Raw genomic sequence first — 15,798 nt, forward strand, 5'->3', positions numbered from 1 at the left:
ACTCAATAACATGAAAATCATTAGCGGCCTGTTACTCCTGGTTTCCGTTGGCCTCACTGCCCGGCACGGCTGGGCGGGTATCACGGGCAACGTGAGCCCGGAAGCGGAAAAAATGATTGGTGGGCTGGGCATTGCCCCGCCCATCTTGGTGGGCCTGAGCTGGCTGAACCTGCTGGTGGCGGGGCTGCTGCTCTTCCCGGCCACGTTTTTTGCCGGCAACCTGCTCAACGCGGCCACCATTCTACTGCTCATCGCCTATGCCCTGCGGGCCGGCAACCTTCAAACGGCGCTGGTAGAAGTGCCCTTTCTGCTGCTGCCGCTGGCCCTGATTTGGCTGAAGTATCCGCTGGCCAAGTGAAGCACCTGGTGGGCGGGATATCCGCATTACGCACGCCTTATTTTCTCACCCGCTTCCCCCGCGGCCCCGGCGCGAGCCAGGTACGCGCTGGTAACCTTTATTTAACTCCTAACCTCCTGTGAGCACTCACAAAATAATCCTGATATAAGGTCGTCCTTAGGCTAGCAACGCCTTCTGCTACCGCACGATAGTAGGAGGCGTTTGCGTTGTTGGCTGCTCCCCTGAGTCTTCCATGCGGCCTACTGCCACCCGGACGGATTTATTTACGGAATTCCTTCTATTTTTGAGCATACTTGTAACCGGTAAGCTATGTCTAACTGCTTGCTAAATTGGTTTTTAGACAAGCATTCATATAGGAGTTGAGCAATGGTTTCCTGCTTGGCCTACCCCCGCGTAGGTGCCCCCCGCGCCAGGCGGTGCCGGGGGCCGGCACCGCTAGGGCTGGCGGGTCCACGTTTCGGTGCGGCCGAACAGGGACAAGCCCACGTAGCCCCGCACTTCCAGCGCGTTGGTTGCTTTCAGGCGCAGAATGCAGGCGTAGGTTTTGCCGTTGTTGGGGTCGTAAATAGTGCCGTTCGTCCAGGCCCCGTCGGCGTAGCGGAAGCCTTGCAGCAGGGTGATGCCCAGCAGCGGGCGGTGGCGCTGGGCCGGGTCGGGGTTGCGGGCATCGAGCCGGACCGGCGTGAGCGGCCCCACGACCTGGCCACTAAAAACACCGTCCCGACTGGCAATCTGGACGACGCTAATTTTATCGGCCGTGCGCCAGCGGCCCACGATGGCCTCGGCGGGCGCGGGGGCGGCCGGGTGGAAAAAGCGGAGCAGCGTCAGCAAAGCGAGCAGGAACAAAGGCATGGCGGGGGGTAGGAAAAAAGGGAATAGTAGGAAAAAAGCCGCGGTCGGGGAGCGCCCTAGCCCGGAGCCAGCAGGGGGGCGAAAAGGGGTTCGGCCGCCGCCAGCCGGGGCACGGGCACCCCGAGCCGCCGGGCTTCGGCCAGCACATCGGCGCAGCAGCGGGCGGCCTCCTCGTTGTTCGCGTAGCTGTCCACCATGACGCGCAGGGGCCGCATGAGCTGGAATAGCAGCCGAAACGCCCGGCTACCCAGCCAGGGCGGCAGCCGGTAAATGGCGAAGTCGGCCGCGTGGGCCTTCAGGTCCACCCCGCGGGCCTGGAGCACGGGCAGCAATTCGCGCACTTGCAGAATAGCCTGCCGCAGCCGGGCCACCGACTGTATCACCCGCGCCGGGGAGTGGTCCACGAACCCCTGCGCGTGCAGCCCGGCGTTCACGGCGAAGTGGGTCCAGAGCCAGCCCCGCCAGTCGCGGTGCTCCTCCACGTTGAACCCGCTCTGCCGAAACAGGTCGCGCACCGCTACTTCCCGCGCCGTGGGGTCGGTGCCGAACGTGCCGAACAGCACTTTGCCAAACAAGGCCCCGGTGATGCCCCCGCCGGCCGCAAACCCGCCGGCCTGCGGAAAGCCCCAGGCCACCTGGCCGGCGGGCAAGGGCGCGGCGGCGGCCTGCGGGTCAGTCCACAAATTATTGAATACCAACACCGTAGCGTTGCCGACGCGGGATCCCAGGAAGGCCGCTACTTCCGCGAAGCGGTAGTGCTGCACGCTGACGATGAGCAGGTCGTAGTCGTGGTCGGCGGGCAGGTCTTCCCGCAGGCGCGTGGTCCACTGCGTTTCGACCGGCACGCCCTGAATTTGCGCGCGGGCATCGAGCAGCTTCAGCGGCACCGCTGGGCCATAGGTGGCGGCCCGCCCCGGCCGGACATAGAATTCCACCGAGTGGCCCGCCTTTTCCAAAGCCCAGCCATAGAGAACGGCGATAACGCCGCGTCCAAACATCAGAATTTTCATGGGTCGTAAACTTTTCAGGGGGTAGGGTGAGAAAAAGAGGATTTAGTGGGTGACGGCTTTCTGGTCAGGCCGCCGAGGGTAAACTTCAAAACTGCCTTACTAAAAAATACTTGGTAATCAAGGCTGTAATCAAAGGTTAATAAAAGAACAGTGTTCACAAAACGAGCAAAAAAAAGTCACAAACCTGAATGCAGCACTTGGTTGAAAAGCACCAGCGCCTCCTCGATAATCGCGTCCCGGCGGTCCTCGGCGAAGATGAGCAAGCGCCGGCTCAGCAGCAGCGTAGCCAGGCCGTGAACCTGCGCCCAGACCATAAGGGCGGCGGTTTCGGCATCGGCCGGGCGAAACACGCCGGCATCAATGCCCTGCTGCACTACCTGCACCACCCGGTCGAAGGCCGCCCGGCCGCTCGCCCACTGCCCGGTATCGCTGCACGCGAGGACCGTTTCCATCGGGCCGGCCATCACGAACATCAGCTCGTACAGCTCCGGGTGCTGGAAGGCGAACTGCAAGTAGCAGCGGCCCAGGGCCTGGAGCCGCTCGGCGGGGTGTTCAAAGTCCGCAACCGGCTCGAAAGCCTGCGCCAGCTGCTCAAACGCCTGGTTTTGCAGCGTAAACAGCAACTCGTTCTTATCCTTGAAGTAGAGATAAATAGTGGCGGGACTATACTCGATGGCCTCGGCAATATTGCGCATACTCACCTTCTCGAAGCCCTGCTCGCTGAACAGGCGCTGCGCCGCCGCCAAGATGGCCCGGCGGCGTTCGATTCGGTCCCGCTCTTTGCGGTCGGCAATGCCCACGGGGGTAGAGAGTATTAAAGGGTACGAGTACGGCACAAATATACTGAACGGTGTTCATATTTCTGCGCGCTAGCTGTTCTGCCCGCGGTTCCGAAGCGCTTCTTTTTAGCTAGCTTATGCATCGGCTGGCCACTGAGCCGCCGCTATTAGCTAGCCCGCGAAGCTTAGCCTTATTTTTCATGTTACCCTACCCCCCAGCATGACAACCATCGACAGCACTACTAAACGCAGTGAAAAACGAAGAAGCGCTAACGCACATGAAGCGGGCCGCCGCGCTGGCCAGCAGCTTTAGCCCCACGACCTACACCGAAATCTGGACGCATTCCACCGGGGAGTAGTTTAAGTAGAAATATTATTATATTCAACTGTCTTCGTTGCGGGCAGAGGGCCTAGCCCCTAGCCCGCAGTTTATCCCAGATGACCAGGCCCACGGCCCCGATTATTAGGGCGGCGCTGCTTAGTAGGCGCGGACTTAGCTGCTCCCCGAGCACGGCCCAACCCAGCACCATCGCTACCAGGGGGTTCACGAAAGCATACGTACTGGCTAGGGCCGGATTCACCATTTGCAGCAGCCACCCATACGCCGTGAAAGCCAGCAGCGAACCAAAAACGACCAGGTAGGCAAAAGCCAGTCCCGAGGCGAGCGTTACGCTGGCCAGTCGAAAGCTAACCAGCTCGCCCCGCACCCCGCTGCTTAGCAGCAGCAGGGTACCCCCGCAGAGCATTTGCATCCCACTCGCCAGCCAGGGCGAGGCCGCCGCCCGGTGGCGGCTAGCGTAGAGCGCGCCGAGGGCCGACCCCAGGGCCGCCAGCAGCACGCAGCCGATGCCGAGGGCCGCGTGGCCGGGCCGGGCCACGTGGCTGGTGGCAACTACCCGCGTCAGCAAGAAAATCCCCCCTACCCCCAGGGCCAGCCCGCCGGCCACCCAAGCCGTGGGGCGGGGCGCGAGGCCGCCGAACCAGCCGAGCACCACGACCAGCAGCGGAATAACCGCCAGCAGCAGCGCCGTCAGGCCCGAGGGCAGGTACTGCTGCCCCAGCGTAACGCCCCCGTTGCCCACGGCCAGGATGCCGGCCCCGGTGAGCAGGGCGGCTCCCCAGCCCCGCCGCGTGGGCCGCGGGGTGCCGCGCAGGTGGGCAAACGTGTACAATATTCCCCCAGCTACTAGGTAGCGCGTGCCCGCCAGCAATAGAGGGGGTAGGCTTTGCAGGGCGAAATGAATGCCCAGGTACGTGGACCCCCAAAGGAGATAGATGGCAGCGAAGGCCAGCAGCAAGCTAAGCGTAGCCGGGGGCTGGCGGCTCGCTGCTGCCGCTTCGCCGGGGGCGGCTGGCTTGCCAACGCAGCCTTTCTGTGCAAGGGCCTGGAACTGAAAAAGTGCCCGCCCGCCGTCCTGCCGCAAGGCCCGCCAAGCGTTGGGAAAGTCAAATTGGGTTGCCTCCTGGTGAGAGTAGCTGGAAGATTCCATCAATAAGCTAGAAAAGAGAAGCCTTGGTTTGCCTGGCTGTTTTGGGGAGCGCCAGCGGCGCGTACAATTGCCGACGGCCGGCAAAGGCGGGTGCTGTCAAAATTACTGGCTTACTGGCCCGGTAATTTGGGCCAGTTGATTGCTTTCCTGTGCTCCAGGAATGCCTGCTGGATTACGGTCCAGCGCCTGGAGGTGTCGGGTGGCCAGCAGCTCTAGCGCGGCTTTCACCTCCGAGTTGTGCCGACGTACCTTGCGCTACCTACAAGGTCCTAGCAGCTCAGCCAGTAGCTTTGCATTTCACTCCAAACCCCCGCAGCCATGATAACGATTTCAAAGGAGCAGCCGGTCCTAACGTTGGTCAGCTTGTTTACGGTGGCCCCCAACAAGCAGGACGAGCTGGTGGACCTGCTGATTTCCTGCACCGACGAGTTCATTTCGAGCTGCCCCGGCTTCATCTCGGCCACTTATCACAAGGGCCTGGATGGTAAGAGCGTCGCGCTCTATGCGCAGTACGAAAACATGGAAGCCTTTCAGGGAGTCATCAACAGCGAGGGGGGCAAGCGCATGGTAACCGAAGGCGGCCAGCTGGCCGAGTCTTCGCAGCGCTGCCTCTGCCACGTGTACGACACTAGAACAGCCTAGCTAACTGCTTGCTAAGCAAGGGGTAGCAACTGCTTCGGCTTAAAAACAGGAATGCGCTGCTCAGTTGATGCTAAGCAGCGCGTTTCTGTTTATGATAGGACTTTTGTTTTCCCGCCCTGGTGGCCGACTGCCCCGCCGGGCGGGAAACATTGGCGGCCGGCTGGCTGTCCTACGCTACTTCACACCGTTTTCAAGTCCCTTTGATGAAAGCAGTCGCTGTCGGTTACGAGTGCCCCATTACGCGGGCGATGGCCACCGTGGGGGCCAAGTGGAAGCCCCACCTTATTTATGCCATCCGCGAACGGAAGGCGCGCTTCGGCCAATTGCACGCGAAGCTGCCCCATATCTCGCGCAAGGTGCTCGCCGAGCAGTTGCGGCAGCTGGAAGAGGATGGCATTGTGCAGCGGCGGGAACTGCTGTCCGAGCCGCTGCCCCACGTCGAGTACAGTCTCACGGCGAAGGGCTTGGCGCTGCTGCCCATCCTCTTCCAGCTGGTGGCCTGGGACCAGCAATACGCCCCAACGGCCGCGGCCGGCCTAACGACGGAGTAGGCCAGCAGCGCCCGTCCTTACGACGCGCCGGGCGTGCCTTGCAGGTACTGCCTGGCCCAGGCCGGGAAGCTGGTGGTGGGTAGCCCCAGGGCCTGCGCCTGGGCGGGCCGGGCGGGGCTGCCAACTTCGTTGAGCCACTGCTGCCCGCTCACGAACAACGGCAACATTCCCTGCGCGATGGCCTCGTCGGGGGTGTAGGCCGGGGCCGCGAGGGGGGTGCCCCAGGCAGCGGAGAGCACGGCCGCAATGTCGCGCATGGTCAGGTAATCGCCGGCTAGCTCCACCGCCTGGTGGTCGAAGGCCGCCGGATGGGCAAAGGCCGCGGCGGCGGCGGCCCCCACGTCCTGCACCGCCACCAGCGCCAGCCGGGTGTCGGGCTGAATGATGGGTCAGCAGCCGGTCCTCCGTCCAGTTGGCGAGTAAAAAGGAAGGCTTGCGGAAGTTTTCCATGAAGAATGACGGCTTGAGAATAGTCCAGTGCGGGAAGCCCGCCGCGCGCACCAGCTCCTCCGTGTAAGCTTTGCTTTCCCAATAGTTAACATCCCAGCGCCCCTGCTGCCAGCCGGGGGCGGCGCGGTGGTAGTCGCCCGCGCCCGACACTGAGGAATGCACGAACTGCGCCACCTGGGCCGCTTGCGCGGCCGCTACCAGGTGGCGGCCCTGCACGCGCTCGGTGTCGCCGCCCATGTTTTGCAGGTCGGGCATCTGCACCGAAAACACGCCCCGCACGCCCGCGCAGGCTATTTGCAGCGAGGCTGGGTCGCGCAGGTCGCCCAGCACCAGGCTGGCCCCGAGGGCCTGCAAGGTTTCGGCGGCCGGCGCGTGCAGGTCGCGCACCAGCGCCCGCACGGGCGTGCCCTAGGCCAGCAAAGCCCGCGCCACGGCACCGCCCTGCTTGCCCGTTGCGCCGGTCACGAGGACCGGCGCAGCTACTTGTTCAATAGTCATAAGTATTGCTTGAAAAAAGTGAAGACCCCCGGCCGTTGCGCGGGCTGGCCGCCCGGCGCTACCGGCGGGCCGATGATTGCCACAAAGGAACCGGGGCTACCCAAGCGGGGCAATAGCCCAACCCGGAAAGTGGTAACCTCCCCGTAACCAGTTCCGAAGCCAGGCTGCCAGGTGCCTGGCCCCAGGGTGGGCCGGGTTGGGTCTGGGGTAGAGCCAACAGGATGTAGAAATGCCGGCCTGGTTCCGTGGGGCCATCGTAGGCCGGTTCCAGGCCAGCGGGCAGCCTACTGCTCCCGTGATTTGTATAGAAGAAAACGGTTTTGTGTGGGTCTGACCCGGTCTGGTCGCCGGACATTTGCGCCGTACAATAACTCTTTTGCCGGGGGCGGCCCAGGTGGGCCGGTAGTTCTCCCACGTTCGTCGCTGATGCCTGCTACCTACCTACGCTGCCTGAGTTATCTGGCGCTGCTGCTGGCCGTTCCCTTCTGGTCGTTGGCCCAAGCCCCGGCCGATGCCGCGCTGGGCACTTGGCTCACCGAAAGCAAAGACGTGAAAATGCGCTTATTCCGGTGCGGCGACAAGCTTTGCGGTAAAATCGCGTGGATGCAGCAGCCGAACGAGGCCAACGGCCAGCCCAAGCGGGACCTGAAAAACCCCGACCCCACGCAGCGGAGCCAACCGCAACTAAACGCAACGCCCATGCGCGACTTCACCTACGATGGCCACCGCACCTGGGCCGACGGCAAGCTCTACGACGGCCGCACCGGCCGGGAATATTCGGGCAAGCTGACGCTGGTCAGCCAAAACGAGCTGGAAGTGCGCGGCTACGTCGGCTTCTCGCTGCTAGGCAAATCTACCACCTGGACGCGGGTGCCGTAGGCGGGTACGCGGGCCGGCCGTTGACCCGCATACCCGCTGCTTTGCCTACCCCCCCCCTGGCCACTACCCCCTACTTTTTCCGCCCGATGCGTACCCCTACCCCCGACTTTAAGCGGCTGACCACCGTCACCGACTATACCCGGTTTTACGGCCTGCCCGCGCCAGCGCATCCCCTGCTCACGGTGGTGAACCTGGCGCAGCTGCCCCTGCCGGCGGCGCTGGCCGCCACCACGCCGGTGGTGCAGGGCCTATACTCCGTGTCGCTCAAGCGCAACCTGCGCAATGCTTCGCTCCGCTACGGGCGGCAGCTCTACGATTTCAGCGAAGGAACGATGAGCTTTCTGGCTCCCGGCCAGGGGTGCTGGGTGGAAGAGCCGCCGGCGGCCGTGGCCCCCGCCGACCTGAGCGCCTACGTGGCGGCCCTGCGGGCGGAGCTGAGCGGCTGGCTGCTGGTCTTTCACCCCGACCTGCTGCGCAAATATCCGCTGGCCCAAAAAATAGCGGGCTACGGATTTTTCACCTACCAGGTCCACGAGGCCCTGCACCTGTCGGCGCAGGAGGAGGACTTGCTGGAAGGGCTGCTCCGGGGCATTCGCGGCGAGTACGAGCGGCCCATTGATGCTTTTAGCCAGGAGGTTATCGTGACGCAGCTCGACGTGCTGCTCACCTACGCCAACCGCTTCTACCACCGCCAGTTTCTGACCCGGCGCGCCGCCGAGCCTGACCAAATCAGCCGCTTCGAGGCCCTGCTGAGCGCCCACTTCGCCGCCGAAACGGCCCAGCCGCTGCCCACCGTGCAGCACTTTGCCGACGCGCTGAGCATCTCGGCGGCTTACCTGAGCGACCTGCTGCGCACCTGCACGGGCCAAACGGCCCAGCAGCACCTGCACCGGGTGCTGATTGAAAAAGCGAAACAGCTGCTGCTGAACACGTCGCTATCGGTCAACGAAACGGCCTTTCAACTGGGCTTCGACTACCCGCAGTACTTCAGCCGGCTCTTCAAGCGCAAAACCGGCGCTACCCCGGTCGCCTTCCGGCGGGCGGGGCACTCCCCTAAGCGCTCCTAACCGCTTGGCTGCCGTCCTTTTTCACCCTTAATTTTTTGCCTCATGCCTGAGTCGTTTGATAAAAAAATAATGCTGGTTACCGGGGCCACTTCCGGCATCGGCCTGGTTACGGCCCGCGAGCTGGCCCGCGGCGGGGCGCACGTCGTGCTGCTGGCCCGCGACCCGGCCAAGGCCGAGCGCACCCGCCAGAAACTTGTGGCCGCCACCGGCAACCCCCGGATTGACACGGTGCTGGCCGACTTGTCGTCGCAGCAGCAGGTGCGCGCGGTGGCGGCCGAGCTGCACGCCCTCTACCCCCGCCTCGACGTGCTGGTCAACAACGCCGGCCTCATGTTCGGGGCGCAGCGCCAGGTGTCGGTTGATGGCGATGAGCTGACGCTGGCTACCAACTACCTGGGTCCCTTTTTGCTCACGAGCCTGCTCCTCGACCTGCTCCGCCAAAGCCCGGCGGCCCGCGTGGTGAACGTGTCTTCGACGGCCGCCTTCCTTACCGCCGCCCCCAACCTCGACGACCTCCAGGCAGAACGCAGCTACAACGCCCTGCTGGCCTACGGCACCACCAAGCTCTGGAATATTATGTTTACGCAGGAGCTGGCCCGCCGCCTGCGCGCCCACGGCATCACCAACGTAACCACCAACGTGCTGCACCCCGGCCTGATTGCCAGTAATTTCGGGGCGGAAGCGCAAGGCCCGTTCAAGTGGTTTTTGCAGCTGTGGCGGCCCTTTATGCTGTCAACCGAAAAAGGGGCCAGAACCAGCATCTTCCTGGCCACCGACCCGAGCGTAGCTACCACCAGCGGCGGTTACTTCGTGAAGAAGCGGCCGGAGCCCGTCAAGAGTGCATTTGCCACCGCGGCCAACGCCGAGCGGTTGTGGAAATTGAGCGAGCAGTTGACAGGTACTACGTTTCTGGATTAAATAGTCGTTTAAACGTGCGCGGTTAATTCATTTTTATCGTCCCGGAGTGCTGTAGCGCATCGTTCGAGTCAGTCGTCCGGCAAAAGCTACGGCGTGAGTACTACCCCACTAACCGGCCCTTACCACTGGTTTACTTTCTGGTAGGCGAAGAAGCCCCCCGTCGGCCCATCCTCGTCCAGGCAGGCCAGCCACACGGCCGATTTAGCCCCGTATTCGACCGTGTTGGGAGCCTCGGGGCCGCCCATGTCAGTTTGCGTCCGGCCGGGGTCGGCGCTGTTTACTTTGATGTTGGTAGGTAGCAACTCCTTGGCCAGCAGCGCGGTGAACATATTCAGCGCCACCTTGGAAGCCGAGTAGCCGAGCGGCGTGGCCGTTGCCAGCCGGGGCGTGGTGTGGATGGTTTCGCCCATCGTGGTGAAGGAGCCGATGGAGCTGGACATATTCACAATGCGCCCCGCTGCGCTCTGGCGCAGCAGCGGCAGCAGCGCCTGCGTCACGGCCACGGGGGCCACGAAGTTGGTGGCCAGATAGCGGTGCAGCAGCTCGGGGGCCAGTTGCGAGGGGTTTTGCGGCTCCCGCGAGAAGAACACCGCGTTGTTTACCAGCACGTCGAGCCGGCCGTAGTCGCGGGCCAGCGTGGCGGCGGCCTGGGCAATGTCGGCGGCGCTGGTAACGTCGAGCTGAATAAAGCGGGCCTGGATGCCTTCGCTCACCAGCTGCGCCGCCGCCGCCTGGCCGGCGGCGGCGTTGCGGGCACCCAGCAGCACCGTGTGCTGGCGCTGGCCGAGCTGGCGGGCGATTTCCAGCCCCAGCCCGCGGTTGGCCCCGGTAATGAGGGCGATTTTGTGGGTAGTTTCCATTGTCGTTTTTTTTGACAAAGGTCGGCCATTCCCGGCGGCCGGCACTTGCCAAAAGGCAAGAATTAGCTCGCGGGCGGCGGGGCTACGACTTTGCGCCGGATGCGGCTGAGCGTGCTGGCGGTGATGCTGAGGTAGGAGGCGAGATGCTTAAGCGGCACCCGGCGCAGTAGCTCGGGCTGGGTTTCGAGCAGGTGCAGGTAGCGGGTCTGGGCATCAAAATGCAGGCGGTAGAGGATGCGGCGCTTTACCTGGGTGAGCACGGTTTCGTAGAGTACGCGGCCGAATTTCTCAAAGGCGGGAAAATCGGTAAATAGCCATTGCAGCTGCGGCAGAGTGGTGCAAATGAGTTGGGTGTCTTCCAGCGCCACCAGGTTTTCCAGGCTTGGCGCTTGCGCGTAGAAGCTCACGGCTTCGGTCAGAAACGCGCCTTCGCTGGCAAAGCCGTTGGTAAATTCTTCGCCCGCCGCCGTGTGGGTGTACGCGCGCACCAGCCCACGTTGCACGAAGCCCCAAAAATCGCAGCGGCCGCCCTCGCGCAGCAGCGCGGCCCCTTTGGCGAAGCTGCGGCACTCAAATTGGCTGACTATCTGCGCCAGGTCCGCGTCGCTTATTTCCACCACTGCCCGGATGCGGCTACTCAATTCTTCAAAGCAATCCATCGTTTTATTGGTCTGAACCAGTGCCCGTTACGTGTTTTCCGAGCAGCGCGGGCAGTTTTAGCAGCGCGGTTCTTACCCGCTGAAAGGTAGCCGAGCACCAAAATTGTTTCCGCGCATCGTAGCGAGCTTCCAACAAAAACCCATCCCGCCTGGGCCACAAGGGCCCAGGCGGGATGGGTTGAAATAAGCGCCAATAAGCGGCGCTAAGCCAGCTCGCGCAGGGCTTCGAGGATGCGGGCTGGCTCCAGGCGGCGCGTGTAGTCGCCCTCCACGTAGGCCAGGCGGATTTGACCGGCCCGGTCGAGCACGTAAGTGGCGGGTACGGGCAAATCCCAGGTGCCATCGGCATTGGCGGCCCCAATGTCGTTGCCAAGCTTCTGCGATGTTTCCTGGGAGAGCTGCCGCAACGTGTACACTAGGCCAAACTGCCGGGCCACGCCGTTGCCGGCATCGCTCAACACCTCAAACTGCAAGTCATTTTTTTCCTTGATGCTCAGCGAGCCGTCGGGTTTTTGGGGCGAGATGGCCACCAGCGAGGCCCCTAGGGCCTGCACTTCGGCCAAAATACCTTGGTAGGCTTTTAACTGAATGTTGCAGTAGGGGCACCACGCGCCGCGGTAAAAGGTGAGCACTACCGGCCCGTGAGCCAGCAGCTCGGCCAGGCTCACGGGCTGGCCGGCGGCGTTGGGCAGGGTGAAGCGCGGGGCCGGGGCTCCTTCGCGCAGGGCGCGGGCCGTAAATTCGGGGCTGCTCATCGCGGCCGCATCATCCAGGAATATGCTGATAACTTCGGCCGGCAGCACATTTTTGACGTGTGCCTTAACGGCGTCGAGTTGGGGTTGCAGCGCAGGCTGCACAGTGGGGGAGGAACTCATGCCAGTACTAAAAAAAAGTAGGGAAGTAAAACGACCGCTCGCTCCGGTGCCAAAACCCTCACCAGCGGAGAAGCGCCGGATAGAGGAAGCCGCCGGGGTGGGTTGTGAGGAGGCAGACGCGCCCGCCGCCGCCGCCTTACAGCTGGTTGGCAATCATTGGCCTTCGTTTTCCCAAAATCCGCCTTCTCGCCCTGCAGACCGAAAATAGTCTATTAATTTAGGGGCTTAGGAAGCAGACTTAGCATCTAGGGGCCGTTGACGAAGTTCTTTAAGCAAGACCTTATAGAGGTCCTGATAGCGATGATTAAACCGAAATTCGCACTCTTTCAAATGCAGCAGAAAGGTATGCTTGGGCACACCAGCAAACTGGTGGAGGCGACCTTTGGCAAAGCTCCAAAACGATTCAATGCCGTTGATATGGGCTGCGCCTTGGACAAATTCATCTTGGCTGTGGTGGACCCGGTAGTGGCGGTTGAAGCCGACATCGACCAGCCCATCGGAGCTACGCCAGCCGTCGGTATTAACCATCGCTGCCGGGTCGATTTTGCTCCGAATAATGCCCTGCAAGGTCTTTTTCGAGCAGTCGGGCACGATTTCCGTGTACACCTGGCCCGCCCGTTTGAATAGGCCGAATACAATAGTTTTGCCCCCGGCTCCCCGGCCTCGTTTGCCGCGCACTCGGCGTGGGCCGAAGTAAGATTCGTCCAGTTCGAGCGCCCCACCCAGGTCGGCAGGTACCGGGCAGAGCTGGTGCAGCCGGTGGCGCAACAGCAGATATACGTCGTTGACCGCCCGCACACTCAAGCCTGTCAACCGGGCCGCATCCGAGGCGGTCAAATCTACGGCAAACAGGCGCAGCAGATAGCGAAACTTAATCTCCGAAAGTTTACTGCATTTATAATAGCGGTTAAGTGGTGACATAACAGTAAGTTAAGCCCTATTTTCCAATTTTTGCTTCCTAAGCCCCTAATTTAACTGAGGTTACGCAGTCACAAGCTGCTTCGGTACGTTTAGTACGCTTATGACGACTTGCACGCTGGACCTGTACACGGATTATTGGGTGAGTTCGACGGGACCGACGACGACCACGGGCTTGTCGCAGTTGCTGGAGGGGGCCTTGAGCCACGACCACATCACGCGCTGGTTGCGCAGCGCCACGCATGGCTCGGCCGACATGTGGCGGCAAGCCAAGCCCCTACTTCGCCAGGCCGAAGCGTGCCGGCCAGTTGAGGAGTTTGCCGTGCTCATCGTGGATGATTCGGTGCTGGAAAAGGCGCATCCGATGCTAATGAGCTAATTTGTACGCCCTGGGACCACAGCCAGCAACGCTACGTCAGGGGCCTCAACTTTGTCAGTCTGCTCTATCAGGCGGGCGAGTTGGCTTGGCCCATCGCTGTCGAGTTGGGGCGCAAAACTGTGCCCGTGTATCACCCCAAGACGCAACAAACCAGCTACCAAAGCCCGTTTACCAAGAACGAATACCTGCAGCAGATGCTGCGCGTGGCCCAGCAGCAGGTGGCGTATCGCTACCTGCTGGCCGATAGCTGGTACGCCTTGGCCGAGAACATGAGCCTGGTGCGAGCCCTGGGCCACCACTTTATTTTTGCCCGCGAAAGCAGCCGCACCGTGGCCCTGAGTGAGGCGGGGCGGGCCGCCGGCCAGTTTGAGGCCGTGCAGACGCTGGCTTTCCCCGATACGCAGCCGCTGCGCGGCTATTTACGGTCCGTGCAAGACGCGGTACTCGTCACTAGACAAGTCTTTACACATCAGGACGGTAGCCAGGGCGTGTTGTATCTGGTCAGCAGCGACACCGACCTGACGCAGCCACAGCTACCCCCGATTTACCAGAGACGGTGGAAAACCGAGTCAAGGTTTTTGTGTGGAAGAATACCACAAGTCGCTCAAACAGAATGCGTCGATGGGCAAATCGCCCACCAAAACCCCGGCCACGCAGGCCAATCACTTCCTGGCCGCTGTGCTAGCCTACACCAAACTCGAAGTACTCAAACTCCGGTGTGGCATCGGTCATTTTCGCCTCAAAGCCCAGCTCTACGCCGTCGGGCTGAAGGCCATGTACCAGCCACTTGCCCAGCTCCGTGCGTAACATCAGGTAAGTAGGTGGCATATCACCCAAGAATTCGCGTACGGCTTTTTCGCTAATTCTATAATTTTTACGGCCAGCACAGGCGTAACGCAACTTTCCGTCGCGTAGCAACTGTTCAGCGCTGCGAGATGCCTAAGCGTATGGTGAGTAACCCCCCATTTGGCTTATTTGGGTCGGGCTCTCCGCTGCACCTACCCACCCAGCAGGAGCGCAACCGCCGGCTAAAACTGCTGGGCCAGACCGTGGGACTGAGCCGGGAGTTCGTCGAAGTCGGCTTTTCCGGTAAGACGCGCACTGAACAGGTGCAGCCACTATGGCAGGTCATTACCACCCACACGGCCCGCCACACCGGCGCTGCGCTGCTAGTGCTAGGCAGCGAAGGCGACCAAATACTGAAGGAGATTGCCTTGGGCCATGTGTCGGCCAGCGTGTACGGCTACGATACGTTGGCGCGCTACGGACCCCGGCTACTGGAGGCCTGGGAAGTGGCGCTGGGTACCTGGCCCGTGCCTTCAGCCAAGGCGACGTAGCCCAAGCCAGTTACAAGGTAGGTGGCGACCCCAACTACAACGAGTCCAGGCTGATGGGAATGACAGCCAATAGTGATGACACCGGCCATAGCGGTGAAAATGCTTCGACAAGCAAAAACCCCCGACCTTACCAATCGAGGGCTTCACTCTTTCTTAAAAAACACCAGTCGGAATAACCTTCTTATTAACTCCACTGAAAAACGCAGCGACTTTCTGGAATGCTTGCTCTGCGGTGTAAGCTTCCGCAGTTTCAGTTAAAAAATGCTTGTCTCTGTAAGGAACGGGCGTTGTCGCTAATAAGCAAGAGTCGCGCTCAGGATTATACAGCATGTAGAGCGGCATGGCATAATAATCTTTTGTGCCATCGAGCGCATCGTGCCTGTATAGCTGAATGTCTGCGCCACTTTCAAACCCTGAAATGCGGCGCTCAGTCCCTTGAAAAACCTCCTCGTCGGCTCGTTCCTTCGCGGGATTGTCGACTAGGTGAAAAGAGGCTGCAATGAGTTGTGGGAATGTTATCATAAGTCAAACATAAGTACTGATAACCAGACTATCTCACCCGTGCCTATCACGATGGTCGCCCGAGCAGCCTCTGGTGATTAGCCAGTAGACTTGTTCCCGAATAAGAAATGGCTGAAAATTCTCGCCGCTTCAGGCAGCTGGGAAGACCTTTTTGCTTGGCTAAGGCAGTGTCCGCTGGTTCTTCGGGCAGCCGCCGTTTCTAGCTCCAAATACTGCTTGGAAAATGACCGATTTCTTATTCGGGAACAAGTCTAGCTTCTATACTACCAAGCTGCCCACGGCGTAGGTCACGAATCACCAAAGCGATACCCTATCCCTATTGCGCTTGCCGCTATTTGTGTCCTCATCCCCCGGCGCGGTGGACGTAGCGCCCTTACCGGGGGCAGACCGGGGGCAAAACCTAAACTTGCCCCCGGTTTCTAGGAAAGTCGGTGCCGGAATCTGCTAGCTACTTCGTTGCTCACCTGGCCTACGATTTCACTGTGAGATAATTAGCATCATATTCCGGCACCGTCCGACAGAACATCGCCCCCAAGTGGGCCCACGAAAACGGCCTCTACCGCAGGGTAGAGGCCGTTTTTTGTTGCCTCCACCCGGTTTCGGTGTTTCTGTTAATAGAATGTCCGAGCTGTTTGGAAAGAGGCCCATAGCTGCCTGTTCGTCGTTGCGGGCTGACAAGTCAGTTTCTTCTTTCAAAGGCAGCTCGTGGGGGAACTGCCGCTGAAAATGCACGCCTGCCTTTATAGCAGGTCGA

19 protein-coding genes and 1 pseudogene are annotated in these 15,798 nt (G+C 61.4%); 9 read left to right on the forward strand and 11 right to left on the reverse strand.

Translation table 11 applies throughout. The features are described 5' to 3' along the window. Positions 1-10 precede the first annotated feature (10 nt). Positions 11-358, forward strand: a complete 348-nt coding sequence (locus A0257_21390; protein AMR29399.1) for a hypothetical protein — start codon at positions 11-13, stop codon at positions 356-358. A 435-nt stretch (positions 359-793) separates the two neighbouring features. Here the strand turns inward: A0257_21390 and A0257_21395 are convergent, their stop codons facing one another. The 4 genes from A0257_21395 to A0257_21410 all read right to left on the reverse strand — a co-directional run bounded on the left by A0257_21395 (position 794) and on the right by A0257_21410 (position 4,489). Next, the gene (locus A0257_21395; GenBank protein AMR29400.1) at positions 794-1,210 is read right to left on the reverse strand and encodes a hypothetical protein; all 417 of its coding nucleotides are present in this window, start codon (positions 1,208-1,210) and stop codon (positions 794-796) included. A gap of 56 nt (positions 1,211-1,266) precedes the next feature. Beyond that, entirely contained in the window at positions 1,267-2,220 is a 954-nt protein-coding gene (locus A0257_21400) for a ketopantoate reductase (GenBank protein ID AMR29401.1), read from the reverse strand. Positions 2,221-2,396: 176 nt separating this feature from the next. Next, on the reverse strand, positions 2,397-3,020 hold the full coding sequence (locus A0257_21405) for a TetR family transcriptional regulator (GenBank protein AMR29402.1): 624 nt from the start codon (positions 3,018-3,020) through the stop codon (positions 2,397-2,399). A gap of 389 nt (positions 3,021-3,409) precedes the next feature. After that, positions 3,410-4,489 carry a hypothetical protein gene (locus tag A0257_21410; GenBank protein AMR29403.1) on the reverse strand — a complete coding sequence of 360 codons (1,080 nt, stop codon included), beginning with the start codon at positions 4,487-4,489 and terminating at the stop codon, positions 3,410-3,412. Positions 4,490-4,807: 318 nt separating this feature from the next. On the opposite strand from A0257_21410, the gene A0257_21415 reads away from it, so the two are divergent. Continuing rightward, positions 4,808-5,131 (forward strand): hypothetical protein, encoded by a 324-nt coding sequence (locus A0257_21415; protein ID AMR29404.1) that lies wholly within the window; start codon positions 4,808-4,810, stop codon positions 5,129-5,131. Positions 5,132-5,367: 236 nt separating this feature from the next. Next, a complete protein-coding gene (locus A0257_21420; GenBank protein AMR29893.1) occupies positions 5,368-5,682 on the forward strand; it encodes a hypothetical protein in 315 nt (104 codons plus the stop codon). 17 nt (positions 5,683-5,699) lie between these two features. On the opposite strand, the pseudogene A0257_21425 reads toward A0257_21420, so the two are convergent. Beyond that, positions 5,700-6,630, reverse strand: a pseudogene (locus tag A0257_21425) (NmrA family protein). A 426-nt stretch (positions 6,631-7,056) separates the two neighbouring features. On the opposite strand from A0257_21425, the gene A0257_21430 reads away from it, so the two are divergent. The 3 genes from A0257_21430 (at position 7,057) to A0257_21440 (ending at position 9,494) form a co-directional block, all read left to right on the forward strand. After that, entirely contained in the window at positions 7,057-7,509 is a 453-nt protein-coding gene (locus A0257_21430; protein ID AMR29405.1) for a hypothetical protein, read from the forward strand. Between the two features lie 86 nt (positions 7,510-7,595). After that, positions 7,596-8,576, forward strand: coding sequence for an AraC family transcriptional regulator (locus tag A0257_21435; protein AMR29406.1), 981 nt, complete (start codon positions 7,596-7,598; stop codon positions 8,574-8,576). A 42-nt stretch (positions 8,577-8,618) separates the two neighbouring features. Continuing rightward, positions 8,619-9,494 carry a hypothetical protein gene (locus A0257_21440; protein ID AMR29407.1) on the forward strand — a complete coding sequence of 292 codons (876 nt, stop codon included), beginning with the start codon at positions 8,619-8,621 and terminating at the stop codon, positions 9,492-9,494. Between the two features lie 119 nt (positions 9,495-9,613). Here A0257_21440 and A0257_21445 read toward each other — a convergent pair whose 3' ends face one another. The 4 genes from A0257_21445 to A0257_21460 form a co-directional block, all read right to left on the reverse strand. Next, positions 9,614-10,354: a hypothetical protein gene (locus A0257_21445; GenBank protein AMR29408.1), complete on the reverse strand. Its 741-nt coding sequence runs from the start codon at positions 10,352-10,354 to the stop codon at positions 9,614-9,616. A gap of 62 nt (positions 10,355-10,416) precedes the next feature. Continuing rightward, on the reverse strand, positions 10,417-10,974 hold the full coding sequence (locus A0257_21450; GenBank protein AMR29409.1) for a hypothetical protein: 558 nt from the start codon (positions 10,972-10,974) through the stop codon (positions 10,417-10,419). Positions 10,975-11,216: 242 nt separating this feature from the next. Then, a complete protein-coding gene (locus tag A0257_21455; protein AMR29410.1) occupies positions 11,217-11,870 on the reverse strand; it encodes a hypothetical protein in 654 nt (217 codons plus the stop codon). Positions 11,871-12,113: 243 nt separating this feature from the next. Next, positions 12,114-12,809 carry a transposase gene (locus A0257_21460; GenBank protein ID AMR29411.1) on the reverse strand — a complete coding sequence of 232 codons (696 nt, stop codon included), beginning with the start codon at positions 12,807-12,809 and terminating at the stop codon, positions 12,114-12,116. A 100-nt stretch (positions 12,810-12,909) separates the two neighbouring features. On the opposite strand from A0257_21460, the gene A0257_21465 reads away from it, so the two are divergent. Beyond that, positions 12,910-13,185 carry a hypothetical protein gene (locus A0257_21465; protein ID AMR29412.1) on the forward strand — a complete coding sequence of 92 codons (276 nt, stop codon included), beginning with the start codon at positions 12,910-12,912 and terminating at the stop codon, positions 13,183-13,185. Here A0257_21465 and A0257_21470 read toward each other — a convergent pair. Next, positions 13,182-13,484 carry a hypothetical protein gene (locus A0257_21470; protein AMR29413.1) on the reverse strand — a complete coding sequence of 101 codons (303 nt, stop codon included), beginning with the start codon at positions 13,482-13,484 and terminating at the stop codon, positions 13,182-13,184. The genes A0257_21465 and A0257_21470 overlap by 4 nt on opposite strands. A gap of 283 nt (positions 13,485-13,767) precedes the next feature. On the opposite strand from A0257_21470, the gene A0257_21475 reads away from it, so the two are divergent. Both A0257_21475 and A0257_21480 read left to right on the forward strand, forming a co-directional pair. Then, positions 13,768-13,992: a hypothetical protein gene (locus A0257_21475; GenBank protein AMR29414.1), complete on the forward strand. Its 225-nt coding sequence runs from the start codon at positions 13,768-13,770 to the stop codon at positions 13,990-13,992. 128 nt (positions 13,993-14,120) lie between these two features. Next, positions 14,121-14,522 carry a hypothetical protein gene (locus tag A0257_21480; protein ID AMR29415.1) on the forward strand — a complete coding sequence of 134 codons (402 nt, stop codon included), beginning with the start codon at positions 14,121-14,123 and terminating at the stop codon, positions 14,520-14,522. Positions 14,523-14,675: 153 nt separating this feature from the next. Here A0257_21480 and A0257_21485 read toward each other — a convergent pair whose 3' ends face one another. Then, complete coding sequence (locus A0257_21485) at positions 14,676-15,044, reverse strand: hypothetical protein (protein ID AMR29416.1); 369 nt, start codon at positions 15,042-15,044, stop codon at positions 14,676-14,678. Positions 15,045-15,798: the final 754 nt, after the last annotated feature.

The sequence above is a fragment of the Hymenobacter psoromatis genome (genome assembly GCA_001596155.1).
Taxonomy (GTDB): domain Bacteria; phylum Bacteroidota; class Bacteroidia; order Cytophagales; family Hymenobacteraceae; genus Hymenobacter.

What these genes read in the sequence shown, in the direction of transcription:
- A0257_21390 (AMR29399.1), top strand. Translation starts at nt 11, where the DNA reads ATGAAAATCATTAGCGGCCTGTTACTCCTGGTTTCCGTTGGCCTCACT.
- A0257_21395 (AMR29400.1), bottom strand. Translation starts at nt 1,210, where the DNA reads ATGCCTTTGTTCCTGCTCGCTTTGCTGACGCTGCTCCGCTTTTTCCAC.
- A0257_21400 (AMR29401.1), bottom strand. Translation starts at nt 2,220, where the DNA reads ATGAAAATTCTGATGTTTGGACGCGGCGTTATCGCCGTTCTCTATGGC.
- A0257_21410 (AMR29403.1), bottom strand. Translation starts at nt 4,489, where the DNA reads ATGGAATCTTCCAGCTACTCTCACCAGGAGGCAACCCAATTTGACTTT.
- A0257_21415 (AMR29404.1), top strand. Translation starts at nt 4,808, where the DNA reads ATGATAACGATTTCAAAGGAGCAGCCGGTCCTAACGTTGGTCAGCTTG.
- A0257_21430 (AMR29405.1), top strand. Translation starts at nt 7,057, where the DNA reads ATGCCTGCTACCTACCTACGCTGCCTGAGTTATCTGGCGCTGCTGCTG.
- A0257_21435 (AMR29406.1), top strand. Translation starts at nt 7,596, where the DNA reads ATGCGTACCCCTACCCCCGACTTTAAGCGGCTGACCACCGTCACCGAC.
- A0257_21440 (AMR29407.1), top strand. Translation starts at nt 8,619, where the DNA reads ATGCCTGAGTCGTTTGATAAAAAAATAATGCTGGTTACCGGGGCCACT.
- A0257_21445 (AMR29408.1), bottom strand. Translation starts at nt 10,354, where the DNA reads ATGGAAACTACCCACAAAATCGCCCTCATTACCGGGGCCAACCGCGGG.
- A0257_21460 (AMR29411.1), bottom strand. Translation starts at nt 12,809, where the DNA reads ATGTCACCACTTAACCGCTATTATAAATGCAGTAAACTTTCGGAGATT.
- A0257_21465 (AMR29412.1), top strand. Translation starts at nt 12,910, where the DNA reads ATGACGACTTGCACGCTGGACCTGTACACGGATTATTGGGTGAGTTCG.
- A0257_21480 (AMR29415.1), top strand. Translation starts at nt 14,121, where the DNA reads ATGCCTAAGCGTATGGTGAGTAACCCCCCATTTGGCTTATTTGGGTCG.
- A0257_21485 (AMR29416.1), bottom strand. Translation starts at nt 15,044, where the DNA reads ATGATAACATTCCCACAACTCATTGCAGCCTCTTTTCACCTAGTCGAC.